Here is a 19,382-nt window from a genome sequence, read left to right on the forward strand (position 1 = left end):
TTCAGCCCCTCTGTGGGAGACCGTCGGCGATCTGATAATAGTCGCCCTTGTCCCCTACAAAAATGTGTTTCTCCAAACTCAGCCCGGTTGGCCCGTCAACGGCACCCAGCGCAAAACTGATCGTGTTTTCATCATGGGCTTTCCAAAAAAGGAAAGATCCACAGCGGGGACAACTGCCACGCTTAGCGGACGCACTTGCCTCATACCAGAGAACGTCACCTGTAATTTTCATTTCTTCCTCAAGCACATAGGCAGATGACCACACCCCGCCTGATTGCTTGCGGCATTGACTGCAGTGGCACATGGATGCGCCTTGGGGCGTTGCATGCGTTTCAAATTTGATGTCGCCACAGAGGCATGTTCCTTTGAGCATTGCGACCTCCTCAATAGACCGGCGGGGCGATCACCCAGATCGCGACGCAGGGTTCATCATGGGGGTTGGACCAGTGGTATTCCTCGCCGCGGATGCGGAAGCTGTCGCCTGGACCTACGGAAAATTCTTGTGTGCCGATCCGTAAATTCAGTTTACCTTCAACCACATAGCCTACTTCTTGCGTTGGCCGGGTGGCAGGCATTTGCATCTCAGAGCGCGGGGCGAAGGTGGAATGCACCATCTCAAAGTCGTCTGTCAGATCCGGCGACAGCAGCTCTTCGATCAGCCCTTCGTCGCTGCCGCCCATCGGACGGCGGGCGCCGGCGCGGACGATATAGCCCTGCTCATGCGCTGGTGCGGAGGACTGTCCGAACAACATTGACATAGGAACATCAAGCACTTGCGCGATTTGACGGAGATCGGAAATCGTCGGTTCGGACTTGTCGCGCTCCACCTGACTGAGCCAGCCCACAGACCGTTCCAGCGCCTCTGCCATGTCCGTCAATGTCAGCCCACGCGCCTTGCGCAGCGCACGCAGGTCGGCGCCAAGCGTTGGTGGATTTTGGGGCACCTCGTGCAGCATGAAGCGCGACTCCGGTCGTGAAAATTATACCTCGAATTTCACGCTGCCTCAGTTTGGTGAAATTTCAAAGCACTTTTTCACGCGATCTTCACATTTGTTGCGCGCCTCAGAGGCCGTGTTAACCCTGAAATCAACGTCGGTATCGCGTCTGTATTGCGGCAGTATCGCGTAGGTGCGAAATTTCGGTCCGAAAAAAGGTAAACCGAGCGCGCGTTGCCTGGATTTCGGGCCTATGCGCTGCTGCGTAAATTTTCGGCAAGCCTGCGGGCGCGCGTTGGCTCTCGGTGCCAACAACAGGCCACCTCCCAAGCGAGATGCGCGCGGCGCGATTCTTTGCCAAGGTCGGCCATGGCGATCTGGTCATAAAGCGGAAGATCGCGGCGGCATTCATCCCAGTCAATCAACCAGAGGTTCCCATCTGCGGCGCGCAGCACATTGCCTGCTGCGATGTCTCCGTGAATTGCTGTGGCGGGGCCGGCTTGAACCGCGGCCCAAGCGGACCGACAACAGATAACCAAATCTGCAGGCATGGCGCTGAGATCGACATCCCCGCCTGCATCTTGTTTCAAAAGGTCGGCGGTGGACAGGAAACTGGGACGCTGCGGGATGTCTTTGGCGCGGGCATGAAACCGCGTGAGCGGGTCAACAAGATCTTGGGCGTCACGTGGTGAGAGGCCCTGACCTGCAATGAAGTCTTCGCAGAGCCAGCCCGCAGCTGCCCAATGCCCGTTTTGTGCGCGGTGCATCTGAGGCGCATGCAGCCCGGCCTCGCGCGCAATGACCTGTACCGTATTGACCCAAGCGATTGCGGCCTCGCTGCGTTGTGTGGATTTGAACACCAGCTCGCGATCCAAACCCACCGTGCGCCAGACACTATTCCGATGCCCGCCCGCCAGCCGCTCCAGTGAGGCGCTGATGCCCCAAAGATGTGCAGGCGGATGCGCGGAAGCTTCCATCGGGACTAAGGCACCTTACAGGTGTAAAGCTGTACCTTCAGCCCGCCATGCGCCACCGTGGCAAAGGGTGTTTCCAGTGGCAGCCCCGTCGCGCGGGCGAGCCCGGTGTCGGTGGTGACAATGCCCACCGTCCAGCCGGAAAAGTGCTGCGTCAGCGCTTTGCCGAAGCTTGCGTAAAGCGCAAACAGCCCCTTTTTGTCGCCAATCCGCGCGCCATAGGGCGGGTTCACCACGACGAAGCCGGGCGGGCCGTCTGGCGCGGTGATCTCGCCTGCGCTTTTCTGGGCAAAACTGGCCCAGTCCGCCACCCCTGCGCGGCTGGCGTTTTCACCCGCCATACGGATCGCGCCCGCGTCTTTGTCAGAGCCCATAAAGCGCGCGGATGGCGCATGGGATTCTGACACACGCAGCGCTGCAAAGGCCTCTGCGTCAAATGTGGCGAGTTGCTCAAAGGCGAAGCTGCGAGAACGGCCCGGCAACAGCCCGGCGGCGATTTCTGCCGCCTCAATCACAAAGGTGCCGGAGCCACACATCGGGTCATACACCGCCTGGCTGCCATCAAAGCCAAGCTGGCGCAGGAACATGGCGGCCATGTTTTCACGCATTGGCGCTTTGGCGACGGCGGATTTGTGGCCGCGTTTGTGCAGGCTCTCCCCCGTGGTGTCGAGCGACAGCGTGACCATATTATTGTCGATCCGCGCCTTTACGACCACGTCTGCCTCCGCCGAAATCGGCGCGCCGACGGCGGTGGCGAGACCACGCTCGATCCGCTCTTTGGCGGCCCCGGCGTGGTAAATCTTGGATTTCTGAGTGGCGACATCGACCTTCAGCGGCACATCGGTGCGCAGGTACTGCCGCCAAGGCATGTCGGCGATCAGCCGCTCCAGCTGATTGAGATGCATGGCCTGAAAATTGTCGATCCGTGCAAGCACCCGCACAGCCCCGCGCAGGCACAGATTGGCGCGCCAGACATCCTGCCAGTTGCCACGAAAGCGCACGCCGCCGGGCATCATCTTGGGCTTTTTGAAGCCCGCATCCGCAATTTCAGCCGCGAGGGGCTTTTCCAGCCCCGGCGCGGTCACCACAAAGATTTCGAATTTTTTCATGCGCCGCTTGTAGCGGGGTTTGTCAGGTGACGCGAGGCGTAGTCCTCAGAAAACAGCGCCTCGACCCCGGCAGCAAGCCGCAGAAGGCGGGCTTCATCGCCGCCTTTGACCACCAGCATCACCCCACAGGAGGGCACGCCCGTGGGCAGGGTCATGGCGGCGCTGCCCATCAGATTGCCCATACGGGTGTTGCGCAAGGCCAGCAGGTTTTCGGTGACGTAATAGTCCTGATCATTCATCAGGCGTTCCACATTGGGGGGCAGAATAGGCGTGGTGGGCATGAGCACTGCATCATAGTGCGCGATCCGGGCCTCCCAAAGCTCGCGCAACTCCAGCAGGCGATACCAGGCAGAGATATACTCCGGCCCGCTAAAGGTGGCACCTGCGCGGAACCGCTCCAGAATCTGGTCAAACATTTTGTCAGGCGCAGCTTCGATCACGTCTTTCCATTCGCCGTAGGCTTCGACCGTGTAGAGCGGCGCGCTGAGCGACAGCGCCTCGGTGATTTCAGGGGCCTGAATAAATTCAATGGTGGCGCCTGCCGTCCCGATGCGTTGCAGCGCGCGCTCAAAGCCCGCCATGGGTGCCTCGCGCACGTCTTCCAGCGCGCTTTCAAGAACCGCAAAGCGTTTGCCCTTCAGATCGGCGCCGCGCAGATCCACGGGCGCGCTTCCATCAAGCACCGCAAACAGCAGGGCGGCGTCCTCAACCGTGCGGGTGAGCGGGCCAACGGTGTCAAAGCTGCGACAGAGCGACACCACGCCTTTGCAGGAGATGCGGCCTGCGGTGGTTTTCAGCCCGACCAAATCGTTCCAGGCCGCAGGAATGCGCACGGAGCCGCCGGTGTCAGAGCCGATGCCCGCAGCCGCAAGCCCAAAGGCAACGCTTGCGCCTGCGCCAGACGATGAGCCGCCCGGCACCGCTTCTGGGTCATTCACACAAGGCGGTGTGGCGGTAACGGGGTTGAGGCCAATGCCAGAAAAGGCAAGCTCGCTCATATGGGTTTTGCCAAGGCAGACAAGCCCCAGCGCGGTGGCGTTGGCGAGCACCTCGGCATCGCGTGAGGGCACGCGGCCTTTCAGCAGGTCCGAGCCTGCCTCGGTGGCAACACCGGCGCTGTCAAACAGGTCTTTCCAGCTGATCGGCACCCCATCCAGCAGCGACAGGCGCTGGCCTGCGCGCGCGCGATCCGCAGCCGCGGCGGCCTCTGACAGGGCACGCTCCCGGGTGATGGCCGAATAGATCCGCCCACTTTCGGCATGGCTGTCCATCGCAGCGAGATAGGTCTCGGTCAGGGCCACCGGGTCAATCGCCCCGGCCTCAATCCCGCGTCCCAGATCCGCTGCGCTCATTTTCAGCCATTCCAACATCGTGTTCTCCAAAACTTCTGATCGGCGCGACGGTAGCGGCGCAATCGCGCATGGACAATCCCGAACCGACACCCATATTGGCGATATGAGTTTTGACACCGATATTCTGATCGCGGGTGGCGGGCTGAACGGCCCGGCCCTTGCGCTGGCGCTCGCACAGGCGGGCTTTGATGTGACCGTTGTGGACGCACGCGCCGCACCAGCGCGCGCGGCGGGCAACTTTGACGGGCGTGGCTATGCGCTGGCGTTGGCCTCCAAACGTCTGCTGACCGCGATTGGCGTCTGGGATCAGGTGGCGGATCAGGCCGAACCGATGCGCGACATCAAGGTTTCTGACGGGCGGGCGGGCGAAGGGCCTGCACCGTTCTTCATGCATTTTGACCATCGTGAAATCGAAGAAGGCCCGATGGGCTTCATGCTGGAGGACCGCTTTCTCTACCGCGCGTTTCTGAATGCGATGGAGGCCGAGGCTAAGATCACGCTGATCTCTGGCACTGAAGTGACAGATCAGGCGGTTGATGTCAGCGGCGTCACAGTCACTTTGAGTGATGGCAGCAGCAAGCGTGCGCGGCTTTTGGTGGGCTGTGACGGGCGGCAGACCGGTGTTGGCACACGTGCCAAGATCAAGCGCACCGGCTGGGGCTATGGCCAGACCGCGCTGGTCTGCGCAATCAAACATGAAAAGCTCCACAACGGGGTGGCGCATCAGTTTTTCATGCCCCCCGGGCCGCTGGCGATTCTGCCACTGCCGAACAACATGTGCTCGATCGTCTGGTCAGAAAGCGATGAGGCTGCCAAAGCCATCAATGCGCTGTCAGATGAAGACTATATGGCGGTGCTGCGCCCGCGGTTTGGCGATTTTCTGGGCGAGATCGAACTGGCGGGCAGCCGCTTCACCTATCCGCTCAGCCTGTCGGTGGCCAATGAGTTCGTCGCCCAACGCGTGGCGCTGGTGGGCGATGCGGCCCATGGCATGCACCCGATTGCCGGGCAAGGGCTGAACGCTGGTCTGCGCGATGTGGCGGCGCTGGCGCAAATCCTGTCTGAGGCACAGCAACGCGGCGAAGATTTTGCCTCTGCGTTGGTTCTGGCGCGGTATCAGGAGTGGCGCCGCTTTGACACGGCAACATTGGTGGCGACAACGGATCTCACCAACAAGCTGTTTTCCAACGACAACCCGCTGCTGCGTGCCGCGCGGGATCTGGGCATGGGCGTTGTGGGCGCGATGCCGGGGCTGCGCCGTACATTCATGCGTGAGGCGGCGGGACTTAATGGCGAACTGCCCAAGCTGATGCAGTAGGCGCACCCGCTCTTATTATTTGTCACATATCCTGAGGGGGCTGGCCCCCTCAGCCGTTCACTCTATCACGCGCGCTTCATCGATCAGCATCACGGGGATGCCCGCGCGGATCGGGAACGCCAAATTGGCAGCGGGGGAGATCAGCTCCTGTGCCTCAGCGTCATAGTCCAGCGTGCGCCCGGTCTTTGGACAAACCAGCGCCTCCAGCATGCGGCGGTCAAATTCAGGTATGCGGGGCTGCGCCGTTTCAGCATCGGTCATTGTATCAAGTCCTCTCCATCACCGCTGCGCAGTGAAAATTCCATAAGTGTCACAAGGGTTTCGCGGCGGGTGGTGAGCGACGGTGCCTCCAGTAGCGCCTGCTTGTCCTCTGCCCCAAACTCCAGAAGCATCGACAGCGAATTGATCAGCAACTCATCATCTGCATCTTTCAGCGTGTCCCAATCGGTGGACAGATCCCGCTGCTCAAAATAGCGCTGCAATAGATCCATAAACGCGGGCCGTTGAAAGCCCGGATCGGTCTCCGTGCCGCCGAGATCACGCTCAAAGCCGTCCCATTGCACCTGACAGCGGCGGTAGGGCGCAAAGCCTTCGACCTCCTGCAGTACGCGGAAACGAGAGATGCCTGACAGGGTGATCAGATAGCGATTGTCATCGGTTTCGGTGAATTGCGTGATCCGCCCGGCACAGCCAATGGTGTGCAGACCCGATCCCTCGCGCCCCGGCACCTCGTTGGGCTGGATCATCCCGATCAGACGCTCCGGTGTCTTGAGCGCATCATCCAGCATGGCCAGATAGCGCGGCTCAAAAATATGCAGGGGCAGTCGCGCGCGGGGCAACATCAGCGCCCCGGGCAAGGGAAACACCGCCAGTGTTTCCGGAAGGTCAGCGGCTTTGAACATGGCAGAAGCCTACTCTGGAACGCCTGATCCGCAAAGCGAGATCATGCAAAGATCAGCGAGCTCAGTTTGCGGCGGCCATTGAGCACCACCGGATCATTGGCGGGCATCGCCTCAAAAATGGTGAACAGCTGCGCCTTGGCCGCGCCGTCATTCCATTCGCGATCCCGGCGGAACAGCTCCAGCAGCTCGGTCACAGCCTCTTCGACCTGATCGGCAGCATGGAGCGCCTGCGCCAGATCCAGACGCGCCTGATGGTTGTCGGGATCCGCCTCCACAGCGGCGCGCAGCTCTGCCACAGGGCCCGCGTTTTCTGCCTGCCGCGCCAGTTCGATCTGGGCGCGCACTGCTTCGATTTCTGCAGCGTCGGCGATGGCCTCTGGCGCGCCGTTGATCACCGCTTCGGCCTGATCGGTCTGCCCAAGCGCCAGATAGGCACGCGCCATGCCAGCAAAAGCGGCTGCGTTTTCAGGATCTTGCTCAGCAATGGCGGCAAAGGTTTCTGCCGCAGAGGCCGCATCGCCCTCGCCCAGCATCTCTTCTGCTGCGGCCAGCGCATCGGCCAAACCGCCATCCGGCATCGCGCCGCCACCGGCCTCAACCACACGGGCGACAAAGGCGTCGATCTCGCTGAGCGGCAGCGCGCCTTGGAAACCGTCAACCGGCTGACCCTGCCAGAAAGCATAGACGGTTGGGATGGATTGCACGCGCATCTGGCCTGCGATCATCTGGTTTTCATCCACATTGACCTTGGCCATTTTGACCGCGCCACCGGCTGCGGTCACAGCCGCCTCAAGCGCCGGGCCGAGGGTTTTGCAGGGGCCGCACCATGGCGCCCAGAAGTCCACGATCACCGGCACGGTCATGGAGGCATCCACAACATCGGCCATAAAAGTGGCTTCAGATACGTCTTTGATAAGATCGCCATTTGCGGGCGCGGTCTGTGCGCCACCGCCAAGAATATCCATCATCTTTTGTCTCCGTCTGGACCTTGCCCCCTATATGGCGAGATGCGGCGCAGAAACCAAGGGAGGAGTTGCTCCACCTGCGCCACTTTCACCGAACTTTCCGCGACAAAATTCCTAGTGAGTTACAGATCGAATGTCGCAAAGATCGGCGCGTGGTCTGATGGCTTTTCCCAGCCACGTGCGGCGCGCAACACACGGCTTGAGTGCGCGGCGTTGGAAATATCCGGCGTTGCCCAGACGTGATCGAGCCTGCGGCCCTTGTCTGCCGCATCCCAATCGCGCGCGCGGTAAGACCACCAGCTGTAAAGCTTGCCCTCCGGGATGTCCTGCCGGGTGACATCGACCCAACCGCCCGCCTCCTGCGTTTCGGCGAGTTTTTCGACCTCAATCGGGGTGTGGCTCACCACTTTCAAAAGCTTTTTGTGATCCCAAACGTCATCTTCGCGCGGGGCAATGTTGAGATCGCCGACCATGATGGATTTGCGCATGTCTTCGCGTTTGAAGTAGTCCCGCATATCCGCAAGATAGTCGAGCTTCTGGCCAAATTTCTCATTCTGCTCGCGATCGGGCACATCGCCGCCTGCGGGCACATAGAAATTGTGGACGGTCACACCGTTTTCGAGCCGCCCTGCGATATGACGGGCATGGCCAAGTTCTGCGAAATCCTCGCTGCCCGCTTCCTCCATCGGGATTTTGGAGAAGATCGCCACGCCATTGTAGCCCTTCTGGCCGCGCGCCACCATGTGGGTGTAGCCCAGTGCGGCAAAGCTTTCCGTAGGGATTTTATCGACCGGGCTTTTGCATTCCTGAAGGCAGAGCACATCGGGGGCCTCTTCCTGCATCAGCTTTTGCACAATTGGCTCGCGCAGGCGCACGGAGTTGATGTTCCAGGTGGCAAGCGTGAATGACATGGAGCTCTCCCTCAGATGTTTGCCGCGACCCTACGCGGGCGGGCGGGCGCTGCCAATCCGAAAGCTGCGCCAAGGGAGAGACGCCCAGACCCTAGGCACAAAAAAGGCCCGAGCCGGAGCCCGGGCCAGTCCAACAGGGAGGTTCATGTCATAACCCGGACATGGGCGGGAACTCTTTGGTCGTTGCAAATGGTGCGCGTTTCAAATGTTCACCCGACCACTGTATCATATTTAGGAGCTGCCGGGGCCCAGCAAAATACCCCGGCATCTCATCGGCGGTTTTATGCCACCAGACGATAGCCACCGCTTTCTGTGATCAGAAGCCGCGCATTGGAGGGATCGGGCTCGATCTTCTGACGCAGACGGTAAATGTGGGTCTCCAGCGTGTGGGTGGTGACGCCAGCGTTGTACCCCCACACCTCGTGGAGCAGAACATCGCGTGCCACAACACCTTCGGTGGCCCGATAGAGGAACTTCAGGATGTTGGTTTCTTTCTCCGTCAGGCGAATCTTGCGATCATCCTCGGTGGTGAGCAGTTTCATCGACGGCTTGAACGTATATGGCCCAAGCTGGAAAACCGCGTCTTCAGATTGCTCATGCTGACGCAGCTGCGCACGAATCCGCGCAAGCAGCACCGGGAACTTAAACGGCTTGGTGACATAGTCATTGGCGCCCGAATCAAGGCCCAGAATGGTGTCAGCATCGCTGTCGTGACCGGTGAGCATGAGGATCGGGCTTTTCACACCCTGCTTGCGCATCAGGCGGCAGAGCTCACGCCCATCTGTGTCAGGCAGGCCCACATCGAGGATGATGATGTCATACAGCCCTTCTTTCACACGGCTCATCGCGTCCGCGCCATTGGCGGCCTCAAAGACATCAAAATCTTCTGTCATCACCAGTTGTTCAGACAGCGCCTCGCGCAGATCGTCATCATCGTCTACCAGCAGGATCTTTTTCAATTGCGCCATGTGCCGCCTCCTCGTTTGCGTTGGTGATAGTGAAACTGTGCTAGCATTTCATTGACGACAAGATTTGCTGCAAAACTCTCACGCCCTCGTGTTTCAGCAGTGGCAAATGTTTCATATTGCTGCAAGGAAGGCTACATGTGTGGCGCAACTAGCTGAGGTTCACATGAGTTTTGCACCTGACATAATCGAGCGACTGGCCCGCGCCCGCGCAGATCTGCGCATGGGGGTGCCGATTGTTCTGACTGGAGACGGTGTGCCTCTGTTGGTGCTGGCGGCGGAGACGTTGACCGAGGGACGTCTGTCAAATGTGCGTGCAATGCAGGGAACACCTCATCTGGTGATCACGGCGCGGCGTGCCGAGACTCTGAAAGCGCGGGTCTATGATGGCGATGTGGCCCGCATTGCCCTGCCGCAGGACGCGAATCTTGCGTGGCTGCAAAGCATCGCAGCGCCAGAAGATGACCTGAGAAACCCGATGAAGGGCCCCCTGGCCACAGCGCGCGATGGTAACGCGGATCTGCATCGCGCCGCCGTAAAGCTGGTGAAATCCGCGCAGCTTTTGCCAGCGGCGCTGACCATGGCCCTACCCGATGCGGGCCAGTTTGCGCTGGAACACGGGCTGACGGTGATTTCACACGATCTGGCTGCACCGCATCTGTCTGCCACAAGCCCGCTGCACCCGGTGGTGCATGCCCGCCTGCCGATGGCGGCGGCAGAGGCCGGGCGGTTGCACATCTTCCGCCCAGAGGATGGCGGATCGGAACATTACGCGATTGAAATCGGGCGTCCCGCACGCAACAAACCTGTGCTGGCACGGCTGCATTCTGCCTGTTTCACGGGCGACGTGATGGGCAGCCTGAAATGCGACTGCGGCCCACAGCTTCATGCTGCGCTGGACCAGATGGGCACGGAGGGCGAAGGCGTTCTGTTGTACCTCAACCAAGAGGGACGCGGGATTGGCCTGGCCAACAAAATGCGCGCATATTCTCTGCAAGATCAAGGATTTGACACCGTGGAAGCCAACCACCGTCTTGGCTTTGAAGATGATGAGCGAGACTTCCGCATTGGGGCTAAGATCCTGCAGGAAATGGGATTTGAGCAGGTGCGCCTGCTGACCAACAATCCGCGCAAGATCGCCATGATGGAGAATGCCGGGGTATCTGTGGCCGAGCGGGTGGCGCTCAAGGTTGGCGAGAATGTTCACAACGAGGCCTATCTTGCGACCAAGGCCCACAAATCCGGGCACATGTTATGACCCCTGATGATCTGGTGCTGACCCCACGTGGCGTGCGTTTTCAGGGAAGGTATTTTCCCTGCAGTATCGGCAAAGGCGGGATCAGCGGCCGCAAGCGCGAGGGGGACGGGGCCACGCCGCGCGGCGTGCATAAGATCGTCGGCATGCTGTATCGCGCCGATCGCATGGCCGAACCGCGCACCTGGGCGCTGGCGATTGGCAAAGACGACCTGTGGTGTGATGCGCCGGGCCATCAGGATTACAACCAGCAGGTGCGCGCACCGTTCCCAGACAGCCATGAAGCCCTGCGCCGGGCAGACCCGCTGTATGATCTGATCCTGCTCACCGACTGGAATTGGCGTGATGTTGTTGCCGGGCGCGGCTCCGCGATTTTTCTACATCAATGGCGGCGTCCCGGATATCCGACAGAGGGCTGTATCGCCTTCAGTCGCGCGGATCTCCATTGGATCGCGCGCCGGGTTGTCCCCGGCACACGGGTGATTGTGCCCTAACCCCGCGCATTCTCATTCCTGAAATATCCCCGCCGGAGGCATCCCACCTCAGCGAAACGCTGTGCCTTATGTGGTCCGCGCACCAAAAATTGCGGATCCCACACGCACATGCGTGGCCCCAAGCGCCACCGCACGCTCATAGTCGCCACTCATACCCATGGACAGACCTGCCAGATCGTTGCGTTTGGCAAGTTTGGCCAACAGTGCAAAATGCAGGGCTGGCTCTTCGTCCACAGGTGGAATGCACATCAAGCCAACCACCGGCAAATCCAGCGCGCGGCAGTCTGCGACAAATGCATCTGTGTCAGCGGGCAGTATCCCGGATTTCTGCGCTTCTTCTCCGGTATTTACTTGAATGAAGAGATCAGGGCAGTGTCCCTCTTCCTGTGCGAGTCGGGCCAAAGTGTTGGCGAGCTTTGGGCGATCCAGCGAATGAATGGCGTCAAAAAGACCGAGCGCCTGACGTGCCTTGTTGGTTTGCAACGGACCCAACAGATGCACTTTGGCATCCGGATAGGTTTCGCGGAACGCAGGCCACTTGCCTGCGGCTTCCTGTACCTGATTTTCCCCAAACAGCCGATGCCCCTGCGCCAGCACATCTGCCACACGGTCGTCTGGCTGTCGCTTGCTGACGGCGATCAATTGGGTTGCCCCAGCAGCACGGCCTGCGGAGGCTTCAGTTTTGGCGATGCGATCGGAAATTTCGGTCAGCGACATGGGCGGCCTCTCTTGATGGTGTTGGGACGCGACAAATCATGCTTTGGCACAAAAAGAAAGGGGCAGGCTCTTGCGAGCCCGCCCCAAAGACTTGGTGTCGATCAACTATTAGAAGTTGAAGACCACACCCAGGTCGCCGATGGTGTTGCCGGAAGCGTTGGAGCCAACACCTGCGCCCAGGGAAACACCGCCGCCCAGGGAGTGGGAAACGCCGATACCGTATGCGGTGTCGTTTGCGTCGTCACCACCGGTGGAAACGTGTGCGTTCACGGAAGTTGCAGCGGAGATGCTGTAGGAACCGGAAGCACCGAATGCTACGTCGTCCATTGCGTCGTTGTCAGCAACCAGTACGGAGTAACCGAAGTCACCGAAGGAGCCGTCAACACCGAGTGCCCACTGGGAGTTGTCTGCGTCGCTGTCGCCGAACATCACACCAACGTTGTGTGCGCCGAAGGAGTAGCCGCCACCGATCTGCCAGTAAGCGTTGCCTTGGCCAAGACCGTTCTCGCCGTCTTCCATGGAGTAGGAAGCAGATGCGGTGAAGTCACCAGCTGTGTAACGCAGTTTGATGGTCTGGTTGCCATCGTCAGCGGAGCCGGAGAAACCGTTACGATCGAAGCCAGAGAAGTTAGAAGTCTGACCGGAGATCGCGGTGTAACCGATTTCGTAGCCGGACCAGTTCAGAACGTCACCGGAGTCGAACACGTCGGATACGGAACCAACGTCAACACGGATGCCGCCGGTGGATACTGCGAAGCCAACGCCGCCAGGGCCGGTGCCGTTGGAGCCGAAGCCTGCAGTGTCTTCAGCTTGAAGACGGATACGGCCTTCGAACTTCACGCCGCCGTCAGTTTCGGTCAGGCCAGTGATGTTCACACGGATACGGTGATCCAGGATGGTTTCGTCAGCCAGGCTCTCGTCGTACTGAAGACCAAAGCGGCCTGCACCGCCGAAAGTTACGTCTGCTGCTGCAACGGATGCGGTTGCAACCAGAGCAGTCGAAGCGAAGAGAATCTTTTTCATGATTTTTCCCTCGGATTTCCAATTCATGCGCCCAACCCGGAGAATCCGTAATTGGGTATGGGGTAGTCTCTCGCTCTTTTGGGGGCCTGTTTGCAAGCGTGGCGCAAAGCTTTCAGAGATTGTAGGCCCACGTGGTGCAGACATGCCACAGTCTACTTCCCGGTCTTGGTGACGCCCCAGAGGCCCCTACATTCCCCTAGGGCAGATATGCCGGCTGCCTACATGGCGATTACAGGCAGTTTACCCCCAAGAGTCTTGCCCAACAGGCGCAGCTTGGCTAGGACGGTTACAAATCACGTCTTGAGGCAGTTTCATGGAACTTCTACGTCGTCCCTTTATGATGGTTGCTATTGTCGCCATCGCCACTTTGAGCGCCTGCGGCAACGGTGCCGGCGGCAACACACTTGGTGAGGTACGCCCGGCAGACACATCCGCGGAAGAAGATACGATCTGGGACGCCTTTGGCCCAGACAACGCGGATCAAACCGTTCGGGTGAACAAATATATCTGGGCTGCGTCGCAGGAAGTTTTGGATTTCCTGCCAATCCAGACAGTGGATCCGTTCAGTGGCGTCATCTCAACCGGTTACGGCACGCCTCCGGGTGGTGGCCGCTCTTACAGAGCGACGATTTTTGTGCGCGACGCAGCTTTGGATGCGCGGTCGTTGAACGTGGCGCTGCAGTCTAACGGAGGACGCGCAGTGCCGGAAAGCACAGCACGTGCGGTAGAGGACGCCATTCTGACCCGCGCCCGTCAGTTGCGCATTGAAGACAAAAAGATCTGATATCTGGCACATACACCAGACAAGAAAAGCCGCAGACAGCTCTGCGGCTTTTCTTGTGTCAGCTGCGCAAGGTGCCGGGCTGCATCTCATAGAGCTGGTCTATCCAGGCGAGCTGCTGGGGCAAGCATCGGGTTTGCAGATCATAATGTTTGACCGCAAAGGCTCGAGAGGCCGCCGCCATGCTGGCCCGCAGGTCCGGATCCTCAAGCACGGTGCAAATTTCCTCAACCATCTGTGCGCCTTCAAAGAAGGAGAACAAACGCCCGGTCTCGCCGTGCTTGATCACCTCGGCCACCGGCGACGTGTCACTGGCCACAATGGGTGCGCCAATCGCCATGGCCTCAAGCAGCGACCAGCTGAGCACAAATGGGTAGGTCAGATAGACATGCGCCCGGCTGAGTTGCAGCATCGCAAGAAACTGATCGTACGGCACTTTTCCTAAAAAATGCACACGTTCCCAGTTGGGTGTCGGAATCTGGCCGCGCACCTCATCAATAAAGATCTGCTTCCATGTCTGACCTTTGGGCGCTGCGGATCCATAGCTGACGCTGTCACCGCCCACGATCAACACCTGCGCATTGGGGCGCCGCTTCAGCAACTCCGGCAAGGCCCGCATGAAGACGTGATAGCCGCGATAAGGCTCCAGATTGCGGTTCACGAAGGTGATGACCTCATCCTCACAGGTCAACACACTGCCATCCGGCAAGGACAATTGCGCCTCAGGGTTGGGGCGCACAACATCAGTGTCGATGCCGTCGTGAATCACGCTGATGATGTCCTGATATTCCGGTGGGAAGGTCGACGCCTGATAGCGGGTGGGACTGATACAGAGATCAACCGCCTGCCGGTGCATCATGTTGTTGAGATTTTTCAAACGCAGGCGAATGGAATCTGTCTCCATATTGGCCTTAGGGAATTCCGGGTCGAAATCCGTGTCTGTTTCGCTGAGCGCATAGTAAAGTTCGCTGTAAAGCCCGATGCGCGCGGTCGGCCACAAATCACGCAGGAACATCGGCTCTCCCCAGCCGGGGTGGGCGACGATCACGTCGGGGGTGTACCCCTCTTGATCGCGCAATCGACGCGCCGCGGCAAAACAGGCCTCTGCGCGCAGAACTTTGGTTTCAAAATCCACAAGCCACGGGTGCAGCCCTTGCGCCGGTTTGCGCCCGATCTTGTAGGGGTAGAGCTTGACACCTTTCCAGCCGCCCTCTTCGTTCACGCGCAGGGTGATGCAGCGTACATCGTGCCCGCGCGCGGCCAGTTCGGGAGCAAGGTGTTTAAACTGTCCGGGGAAATTCTGATGAATAAATAGGATTTTCAAACGCGTGTACCTGTCAAAATGCTCTGTTTTGATCTGTATAGCGCAGAAATTGGCGCTGGTAAGCGGGTGCATAGGTCAAATTGCACCGCTTCTTGCTGGACCAAGGGCGCAGAGCGGCCTATCACCATCCAAAACCCGCGCCCCCTTTTGGTGGCAGAGACCAGAAACAAAAAGGTGACACCCTATGTCGCGCTACAGCCCCGCCGAGATTGAAGCCCGCTGGCAGGAAGCCTGGGCCAAGACCGAGACTTTCAAAGCCGTTCGGGATGAAAGCAAGCCCAAGTATTACGTGCTTGAGATGTTCCCCTACCCGTCAGGCAAGCTGCATATGGGGCATGTGCGCAACTACACCATGGGGGATGTGATCGCGCGCTATAAAATCTCCACCGGGCACAATGTGTTGCACCCGATGGGCTTTGACGCCTTTGGCATGCCTGCGGAAAACGCCGCAATGGCAAGCGGCGGCCACCCCAAAGACTGGACCTATTCCAACATCGACACGATGGTCGAGCAGATGAAGCCGCTGGGCCTGTCGTTGGACTGGTCGCGCATGTTTGCCACCTGTGATGAAGATTACTACGGCCAGCAGCAGGCGCTGTTCCTTGATTTCCTTGAGAAAGGTCTCGTCTACCGCAAGAACGCTGTGGTGAACTGGGATCCGGTTGATATGACCGTTCTGGCCAATGAGCAGGTGGAAAACGGCCGTGGCTGGCGCTCTGGTGCGCTGGTGGAGCGGCGTGAGCTGACCCAGTGGTTCTTCAAGATTTCCGACTATTCCGATGAGCTGCTGACCGCGCTCGACGGGTTGGAGAACTGGCCTGCCAAGGTGCGCCTGATGCAGGAAAACTGGATCGGCAAGTCGCGTGGTCTGGAATTCGGCTTTGAGCGTGTGGATGGCGGCGAGGCGATCACCGTTTACACCACCCGCCCTGACACGCTGATGGGCGCGTCTTTTGTCGGTATTTCACCAGATCACCCGATTGCCAAAGAGCTGGAAGCCAGCAATCCAGACGTTGCAGCCTTTGTCGCGGAGTGCCGCAAAGGCGGCACCACCGAGGAAGCGATTGAAACCGGCGAGAAGCTTGGTTTTGACACCGGGATCAAAGTGAAGCACCCGCTGAACCCGGATTGGGAGCTGCCGGTCTGGATCGCGAACTTCATTCTGATGGATTACGGCACCGGCGCGATCTTTGCCTGCCCCGCGCATGACCAGCGCGACCTTGATTTCTGCCGCAAGTACGACCTGCCGGTCACCGACACATTCTTTGCGCTTGGCGATGAAACCCCAGTGGAAAACACCGCCTTTGTGCCGCCCAAAGAAGAAAAGGTGAAGTGGATCAATCACTTCGCCGGATTGGATGAGGCCACCGGTCAGGAAGCCATCGACGCAACCATCGACTTTGTCGAAAACGCGGGTTGGGGCAAAGGCGTGACCAACTTCCGTCTGCGCGACTGGGGCCTGTCCCGTCAGCGCTATTGGGGCTGCCCGATCCCGGTTGTGCATTGCGAAAGCTGTGGCGTGGTGCCGGAGAAGAAAGAGAACCTGCCGATTGCGCTGCCGTATGACGAAGACGGCAAGGCAATTGATTTCTCGGTGCCGGGTAATCCGTTGGACCGTCACCCAAGCTGGCGCGATTGTAAGTGCCCGAACTGTGGTGCGCCTGCGCAGCGTGAAACCGACACGATGGACACCTTTGTGGACAGCTCCTGGTATTTCGCGCGCTTTACAGCGCCGAAGGCGGACACGCCGACCTCCATGGCGGATGCCGAGTACTGGATGAACGTCGATCAGTATATCGGCGGCATTGAGCACGCGATCTTGCACCTGCTCTATTCGCGCTTCTTTGCGCGGGCGATGCACATCTGTGGCCACCTGCCCGAAAGCGCCAAAGAGCCGTTTGATGCGCTGTTCACCCAAGGCATGGTGACCCACGCGATCTACAAGAACGCCGTGCGCACCGATGACAATGGCCGTGCGATCTACCACTACCCCGCGGAAGTGGAAGAGCGCGACGGCGGCACATTTGTAAAAGAGACCGGCGAGGCGGTGGAGGTGATCCCCTCTGCCAAAATGTCCAAGTCCAAAAACAACGTGGTGGATCCGGTGGACATCATCACCTCGTTCGGCGCGGACACAGCGCGCTGGTTCGTGCTGTCAGACAGCCCGCCCGAACGCGATGTGGAATGGACCGCCTCTGGCGCGGAGGCGGCCTATAAACACCTGAGCCGTGTGCACCGTATTGCGAGCGAGGTGGCAGAGATGCCTGCCGGCGCGGGCAAGGATGATGAGACCCTGCTGCGCGAGATGCACAAGGCAATCCGTGATGTGACATTGGGTGTGGAAAGCTTTGGCTTTAACGCCTCGATTGCGAAACTCTATGCCTTCACCAACACGCTGGCGAAATCCAAAGCCGGTGGGGACGCAAAACGGGAAGCCACCAAAGCGCTGGCACAGCTGATGTCACCGATGACACCGCACCTGTCTGAGGACATCTGGCAGATGCTGGGCGGTGAAGGCATGGTTGTGGATGCGGCCTGGCCTGTGGCGGATGAAGCGATGCTGGTTGAGGCAAACGTAACGCTGCCGATCCAGATCAACGGCAAACGTCGTGGCGAAATCACCGTGGCCAAAGACTTGGCAAAAGAAGAGGTTGAAAAACTGGTGCTGGCCCACGAAGCTGTGGAGCGTGCGCTGGATGGGGCCCAGCCCAAGAAACTCATCGTTGTCCCCGGTCGGATTGTGAATGTCGTCGTTTAATCGCCGCTCTTTTCTTCTGTCAGCTGCCGCCCTTGGTGTTCCCTTGGGCGGCTGTGGCTTCACCCCTGTCTACGGGCCGGGGGGCGGCGGGCGGAACCTGCTCAACAATGTGTTGGTGGATGAACCCAAAGCCAGCGAAAGCTTTCTGTTGGTGCGCGAGCTGGAAGACCGGCTGGGCCAACCGGGCGTGAACGCCGAATACGGGCTGTCACTGGCGCTGGACTTGTCTGAGCGCGCGGTGGGACGCACCGTGGCGCAGGAAACCGACCGCTTTGATGTGATCGGATCCGCCACCTATGCGTTGCGCGGGATCGACAGCAAAGAGGTGCGGACCTCTGGCAAGGTGTCCTCTTTTGTGAGCTATTCCGCGAGCGGCACCACCGTTTCGGAACTTGCTGCGCGCAATGATGCCTATGAGCGCCTGAGCGTGATTCTTGCAGATCGTATTGTGGCAGAGCTGCAGGCGTTTGAGGCGGCCGCAGCCACATGAAACTGAGCGCGCGCGAGGCCAATCGGTATTTTGGCAACCCGGAGCAGGATCGCACCGGGATGCTGATTTTTGGACCCGATGCCATGCGCGTGGCCTTGAAACGTCAGGAATTGATCGCCGCCCTCATTGGCCCGCAGGGCGAAGAGGAAATGCGCCTGACCCGCATTCCCGGCGCAGAGCTGCGCAAGGACAAGGCGCGGCTGAATGATGCCATCAAGGAAGTGAGCTTCTTTCCCGGCCCACGCGTGGCCTTTGTGGAAGAGGCCACCGATGCCACAGCGCCGGCGATTCTGTCTGCATTGGAAGACTGGGCGCCGGGCGATGCACAGATTGTGGTGACCGCCGGACAGCTCAAGGCGAGCTCCAAAATCCGCAAAGCGTTTGAAGGGCACAACAATGCCTATGCGGTGGGAATCTATAATGATCCGCCGAGCCGCGAGGAGATTGAAGCCGATCTGAAGGCCGCCGGGCTGCGCGACATTCAGGGCGCGGCGATGACCGATCTGGCCAACCTCGCCAAAGAGCTGGATCCGGGCGATTTTCGCCAGACCTGTGAAAAGCTCGCGCTTTATAAATTCAAAGATGACACCCCGGTCACCTCAGAAGACGTGATGGCCTGCGCGCCTGTTTCGACTGAGGCGGCGCTCGATGATGTGCTCAACATCGTGGCAGAGGGGCGCGCACAAGAGCTGGGCCCAGTGTTGCGTAAGCTAGAGGCGCAGGGGGTGAACCCTGTTTTTCTAATCATCTCCGCAACCCGGCATTTTCGCGCGCTTTACAGCGCGGCGGCGGACCCCGGCGGCGCCTCTGCCGGAATCGCCCGCATGCGCCCACCGATCTTTGGCCCCCGCCGCGACCGCATGGTGCGTCAGGCCTCTGGCTGGGGGGCGGCAAAACTCGAGCAGGCTTTGACAGGGTTGACGGACACCGACCTGCAACTGCGCTCTGCCGGGCAGCGAGCGCCGGAGATGGCGCTGGTGGAGCGGCTGTTTTTGCGCCTCGCGATGTTGGCGCGGCGCTGACGGGCGCGACGGCGCGTCAATTTGGCCAAGCGGCGCTTGATTGCCTGCGCTCAGGCGTGCAGCCTTCTGTTATGGAGAGGGAGTGCA

Annotated in this window: 20 protein-coding genes; 7 read left to right on the top strand and 13 right to left on the bottom strand. The window is 59.8% G+C overall.

What is annotated here, in order from left to right:
* Position 1: 1 nt before the first annotated feature.
* From J7413_RS04780 to J7413_RS04800, 5 genes are all read right to left on the bottom strand, one after another.
* Positions 2 to 373, bottom strand: a complete 372-nt coding sequence (locus J7413_RS04780) for a GFA family protein (RefSeq protein ID WP_209096826.1) — start codon at positions 371 to 373, stop codon at positions 2 to 4.
* A 10-nt stretch (positions 374 to 383) separates the two neighbouring features.
* Positions 384 to 956, bottom strand: coding sequence for an XRE family transcriptional regulator (locus J7413_RS04785; RefSeq protein ID WP_209096827.1), 573 nt, complete (start codon positions 954 to 956; stop codon positions 384 to 386).
* A 230-nt stretch (positions 957 to 1,186) separates the two neighbouring features.
* Positions 1,187 to 1,912: a phosphotransferase gene (locus J7413_RS04790; protein ID WP_209096828.1), complete on the bottom strand. Its 726-nt coding sequence runs from the start codon at positions 1,910 to 1,912 to the stop codon at positions 1,187 to 1,189.
* 5 nt (positions 1,913 to 1,917) lie between these two features.
* Positions 1,918 to 3,018, bottom strand: coding sequence for a class I SAM-dependent RNA methyltransferase (locus J7413_RS04795; RefSeq protein WP_209096829.1), 1,101 nt, complete (start codon positions 3,016 to 3,018; stop codon positions 1,918 to 1,920).
* Positions 3,015 to 4,388, bottom strand: coding sequence for an amidase (locus tag J7413_RS04800; protein ID WP_209096831.1), 1,374 nt, complete (start codon positions 4,386 to 4,388; stop codon positions 3,015 to 3,017). Before J7413_RS04800 ends, J7413_RS04795 begins: the two co-directional genes overlap by 4 nt.
* Before the next feature lie 85 nt (positions 4,389 to 4,473).
* Between J7413_RS04800 and J7413_RS04805 the strand changes: the two genes are divergently transcribed.
* A complete protein-coding gene (locus J7413_RS04805) occupies positions 4,474 to 5,688 on the top strand; it encodes an FAD-dependent monooxygenase (protein ID WP_209096833.1) in 1,215 nt (404 codons plus the stop codon).
* A gap of 57 nt (positions 5,689 to 5,745) precedes the next feature.
* On the opposite strand, the gene J7413_RS04810 is transcribed toward J7413_RS04805, so the two are convergent.
* From J7413_RS04810 to J7413_RS04830, 5 genes are all read right to left on the bottom strand, one after another.
* On the bottom strand, positions 5,746 to 5,949 hold the full coding sequence (locus tag J7413_RS04810) for a Trm112 family protein (RefSeq protein WP_209096835.1): 204 nt from the start codon (positions 5,947 to 5,949) through the stop codon (positions 5,746 to 5,748).
* Positions 5,946 to 6,590 (bottom strand): LON peptidase substrate-binding domain-containing protein, encoded by a 645-nt coding sequence (locus tag J7413_RS04815; protein ID WP_209096837.1) that lies wholly within the window; start codon positions 6,588 to 6,590, stop codon positions 5,946 to 5,948. The genes J7413_RS04810 and J7413_RS04815 overlap by 4 nt, the downstream gene beginning before the upstream one ends.
* Before the next feature lie 41 nt (positions 6,591 to 6,631).
* Positions 6,632 to 7,558: a tetratricopeptide repeat protein gene (locus tag J7413_RS04820; protein WP_209096839.1), complete on the bottom strand. Its 927-nt coding sequence runs from the start codon at positions 7,556 to 7,558 to the stop codon at positions 6,632 to 6,634.
* 119 nt (positions 7,559 to 7,677) lie between these two features.
* Positions 7,678 to 8,466, bottom strand: a complete 789-nt coding sequence (xth, locus tag J7413_RS04825) for an exodeoxyribonuclease III (protein ID WP_209096841.1) — start codon at positions 8,464 to 8,466, stop codon at positions 7,678 to 7,680.
* Positions 8,467 to 8,747: 281 nt separating this feature from the next.
* On the bottom strand, positions 8,748 to 9,434 hold the full coding sequence (locus J7413_RS04830; protein WP_209064738.1) for a response regulator transcription factor: 687 nt from the start codon (positions 9,432 to 9,434) through the stop codon (positions 8,748 to 8,750).
* Positions 9,435 to 9,597: 163 nt separating this feature from the next.
* Between J7413_RS04830 and ribA the strand changes: the two genes are divergently transcribed.
* Both ribA and J7413_RS04840 read left to right on the top strand, forming a co-directional pair.
* Positions 9,598 to 10,689 (top strand): GTP cyclohydrolase II, encoded by a 1,092-nt coding sequence (gene ribA, locus J7413_RS04835; protein WP_209096843.1) that lies wholly within the window; start codon positions 9,598 to 9,600, stop codon positions 10,687 to 10,689.
* Positions 10,686 to 11,180 carry a L,D-transpeptidase family protein gene (locus tag J7413_RS04840; protein WP_209096845.1) on the top strand — a complete coding sequence of 165 codons (495 nt, stop codon included), beginning with the start codon at positions 10,686 to 10,688 and terminating at the stop codon, positions 11,178 to 11,180. Before ribA ends, J7413_RS04840 begins: the two co-directional genes overlap by 4 nt.
* A gap of 66 nt (positions 11,181 to 11,246) precedes the next feature.
* On the opposite strand, the gene J7413_RS04845 is transcribed toward J7413_RS04840, so the two are convergent.
* Both J7413_RS04845 and J7413_RS04850 read right to left on the bottom strand, forming a co-directional pair.
* Entirely contained in the window at positions 11,247 to 11,897 is a 651-nt protein-coding gene (locus tag J7413_RS04845) for a YggS family pyridoxal phosphate-dependent enzyme (RefSeq protein WP_209096847.1), read from the bottom strand.
* 108 nt (positions 11,898 to 12,005) lie between these two features.
* A complete protein-coding gene (locus tag J7413_RS04850) occupies positions 12,006 to 12,920 on the bottom strand; it encodes a porin (protein ID WP_209096849.1) in 915 nt (304 codons plus the stop codon).
* Positions 12,921 to 13,233: 313 nt separating this feature from the next.
* Between J7413_RS04850 and J7413_RS04855 the strand changes: the two genes are divergently transcribed.
* Positions 13,234 to 13,704 carry a DUF3576 domain-containing protein gene (locus tag J7413_RS04855; protein WP_209096851.1) on the top strand — a complete coding sequence of 157 codons (471 nt, stop codon included), beginning with the start codon at positions 13,234 to 13,236 and terminating at the stop codon, positions 13,702 to 13,704.
* 58 nt (positions 13,705 to 13,762) lie between these two features.
* On the opposite strand, the gene J7413_RS04860 is transcribed toward J7413_RS04855, so the two are convergent.
* Complete coding sequence (locus J7413_RS04860) at positions 13,763 to 15,025, bottom strand: glycosyltransferase family 4 protein (protein WP_209096852.1); 1,263 nt, start codon at positions 15,023 to 15,025, stop codon at positions 13,763 to 13,765.
* Positions 15,026 to 15,209: 184 nt separating this feature from the next.
* Here J7413_RS04860 and leuS point away from each other — a divergent pair, with 184 nt between their 5' ends.
* The 3 genes from leuS to holA are packed head-to-tail and all read left to right on the top strand — an operon-like array spanning position 15,210 to position 19,295.
* Positions 15,210 to 17,783: a leucine--tRNA ligase gene (gene leuS / locus J7413_RS04865; RefSeq protein WP_209096854.1), complete on the top strand. Its 2,574-nt coding sequence runs from the start codon at positions 15,210 to 15,212 to the stop codon at positions 17,781 to 17,783.
* Positions 17,770 to 18,273, top strand: coding sequence for an LPS assembly lipoprotein LptE (gene lptE, locus J7413_RS04870; RefSeq protein WP_247743340.1), 504 nt, complete (start codon positions 17,770 to 17,772; stop codon positions 18,271 to 18,273). Before leuS ends, lptE begins: the two co-directional genes overlap by 14 nt.
* Entirely contained in the window at positions 18,270 to 19,295 is a 1,026-nt protein-coding gene (gene holA, locus J7413_RS04875) for a DNA polymerase III subunit delta (protein ID WP_209096856.1), read from the top strand. The genes lptE and holA overlap by 4 nt, the downstream gene beginning before the upstream one ends.
* The last annotated feature ends 87 nt before the right edge of the window (positions 19,296 to 19,382 follow it).

Source organism: Shimia sp. R10_1, assembly GCF_017744095.1.
Classification (GTDB): domain Bacteria; phylum Pseudomonadota; class Alphaproteobacteria; order Rhodobacterales; family Rhodobacteraceae; genus Shimia.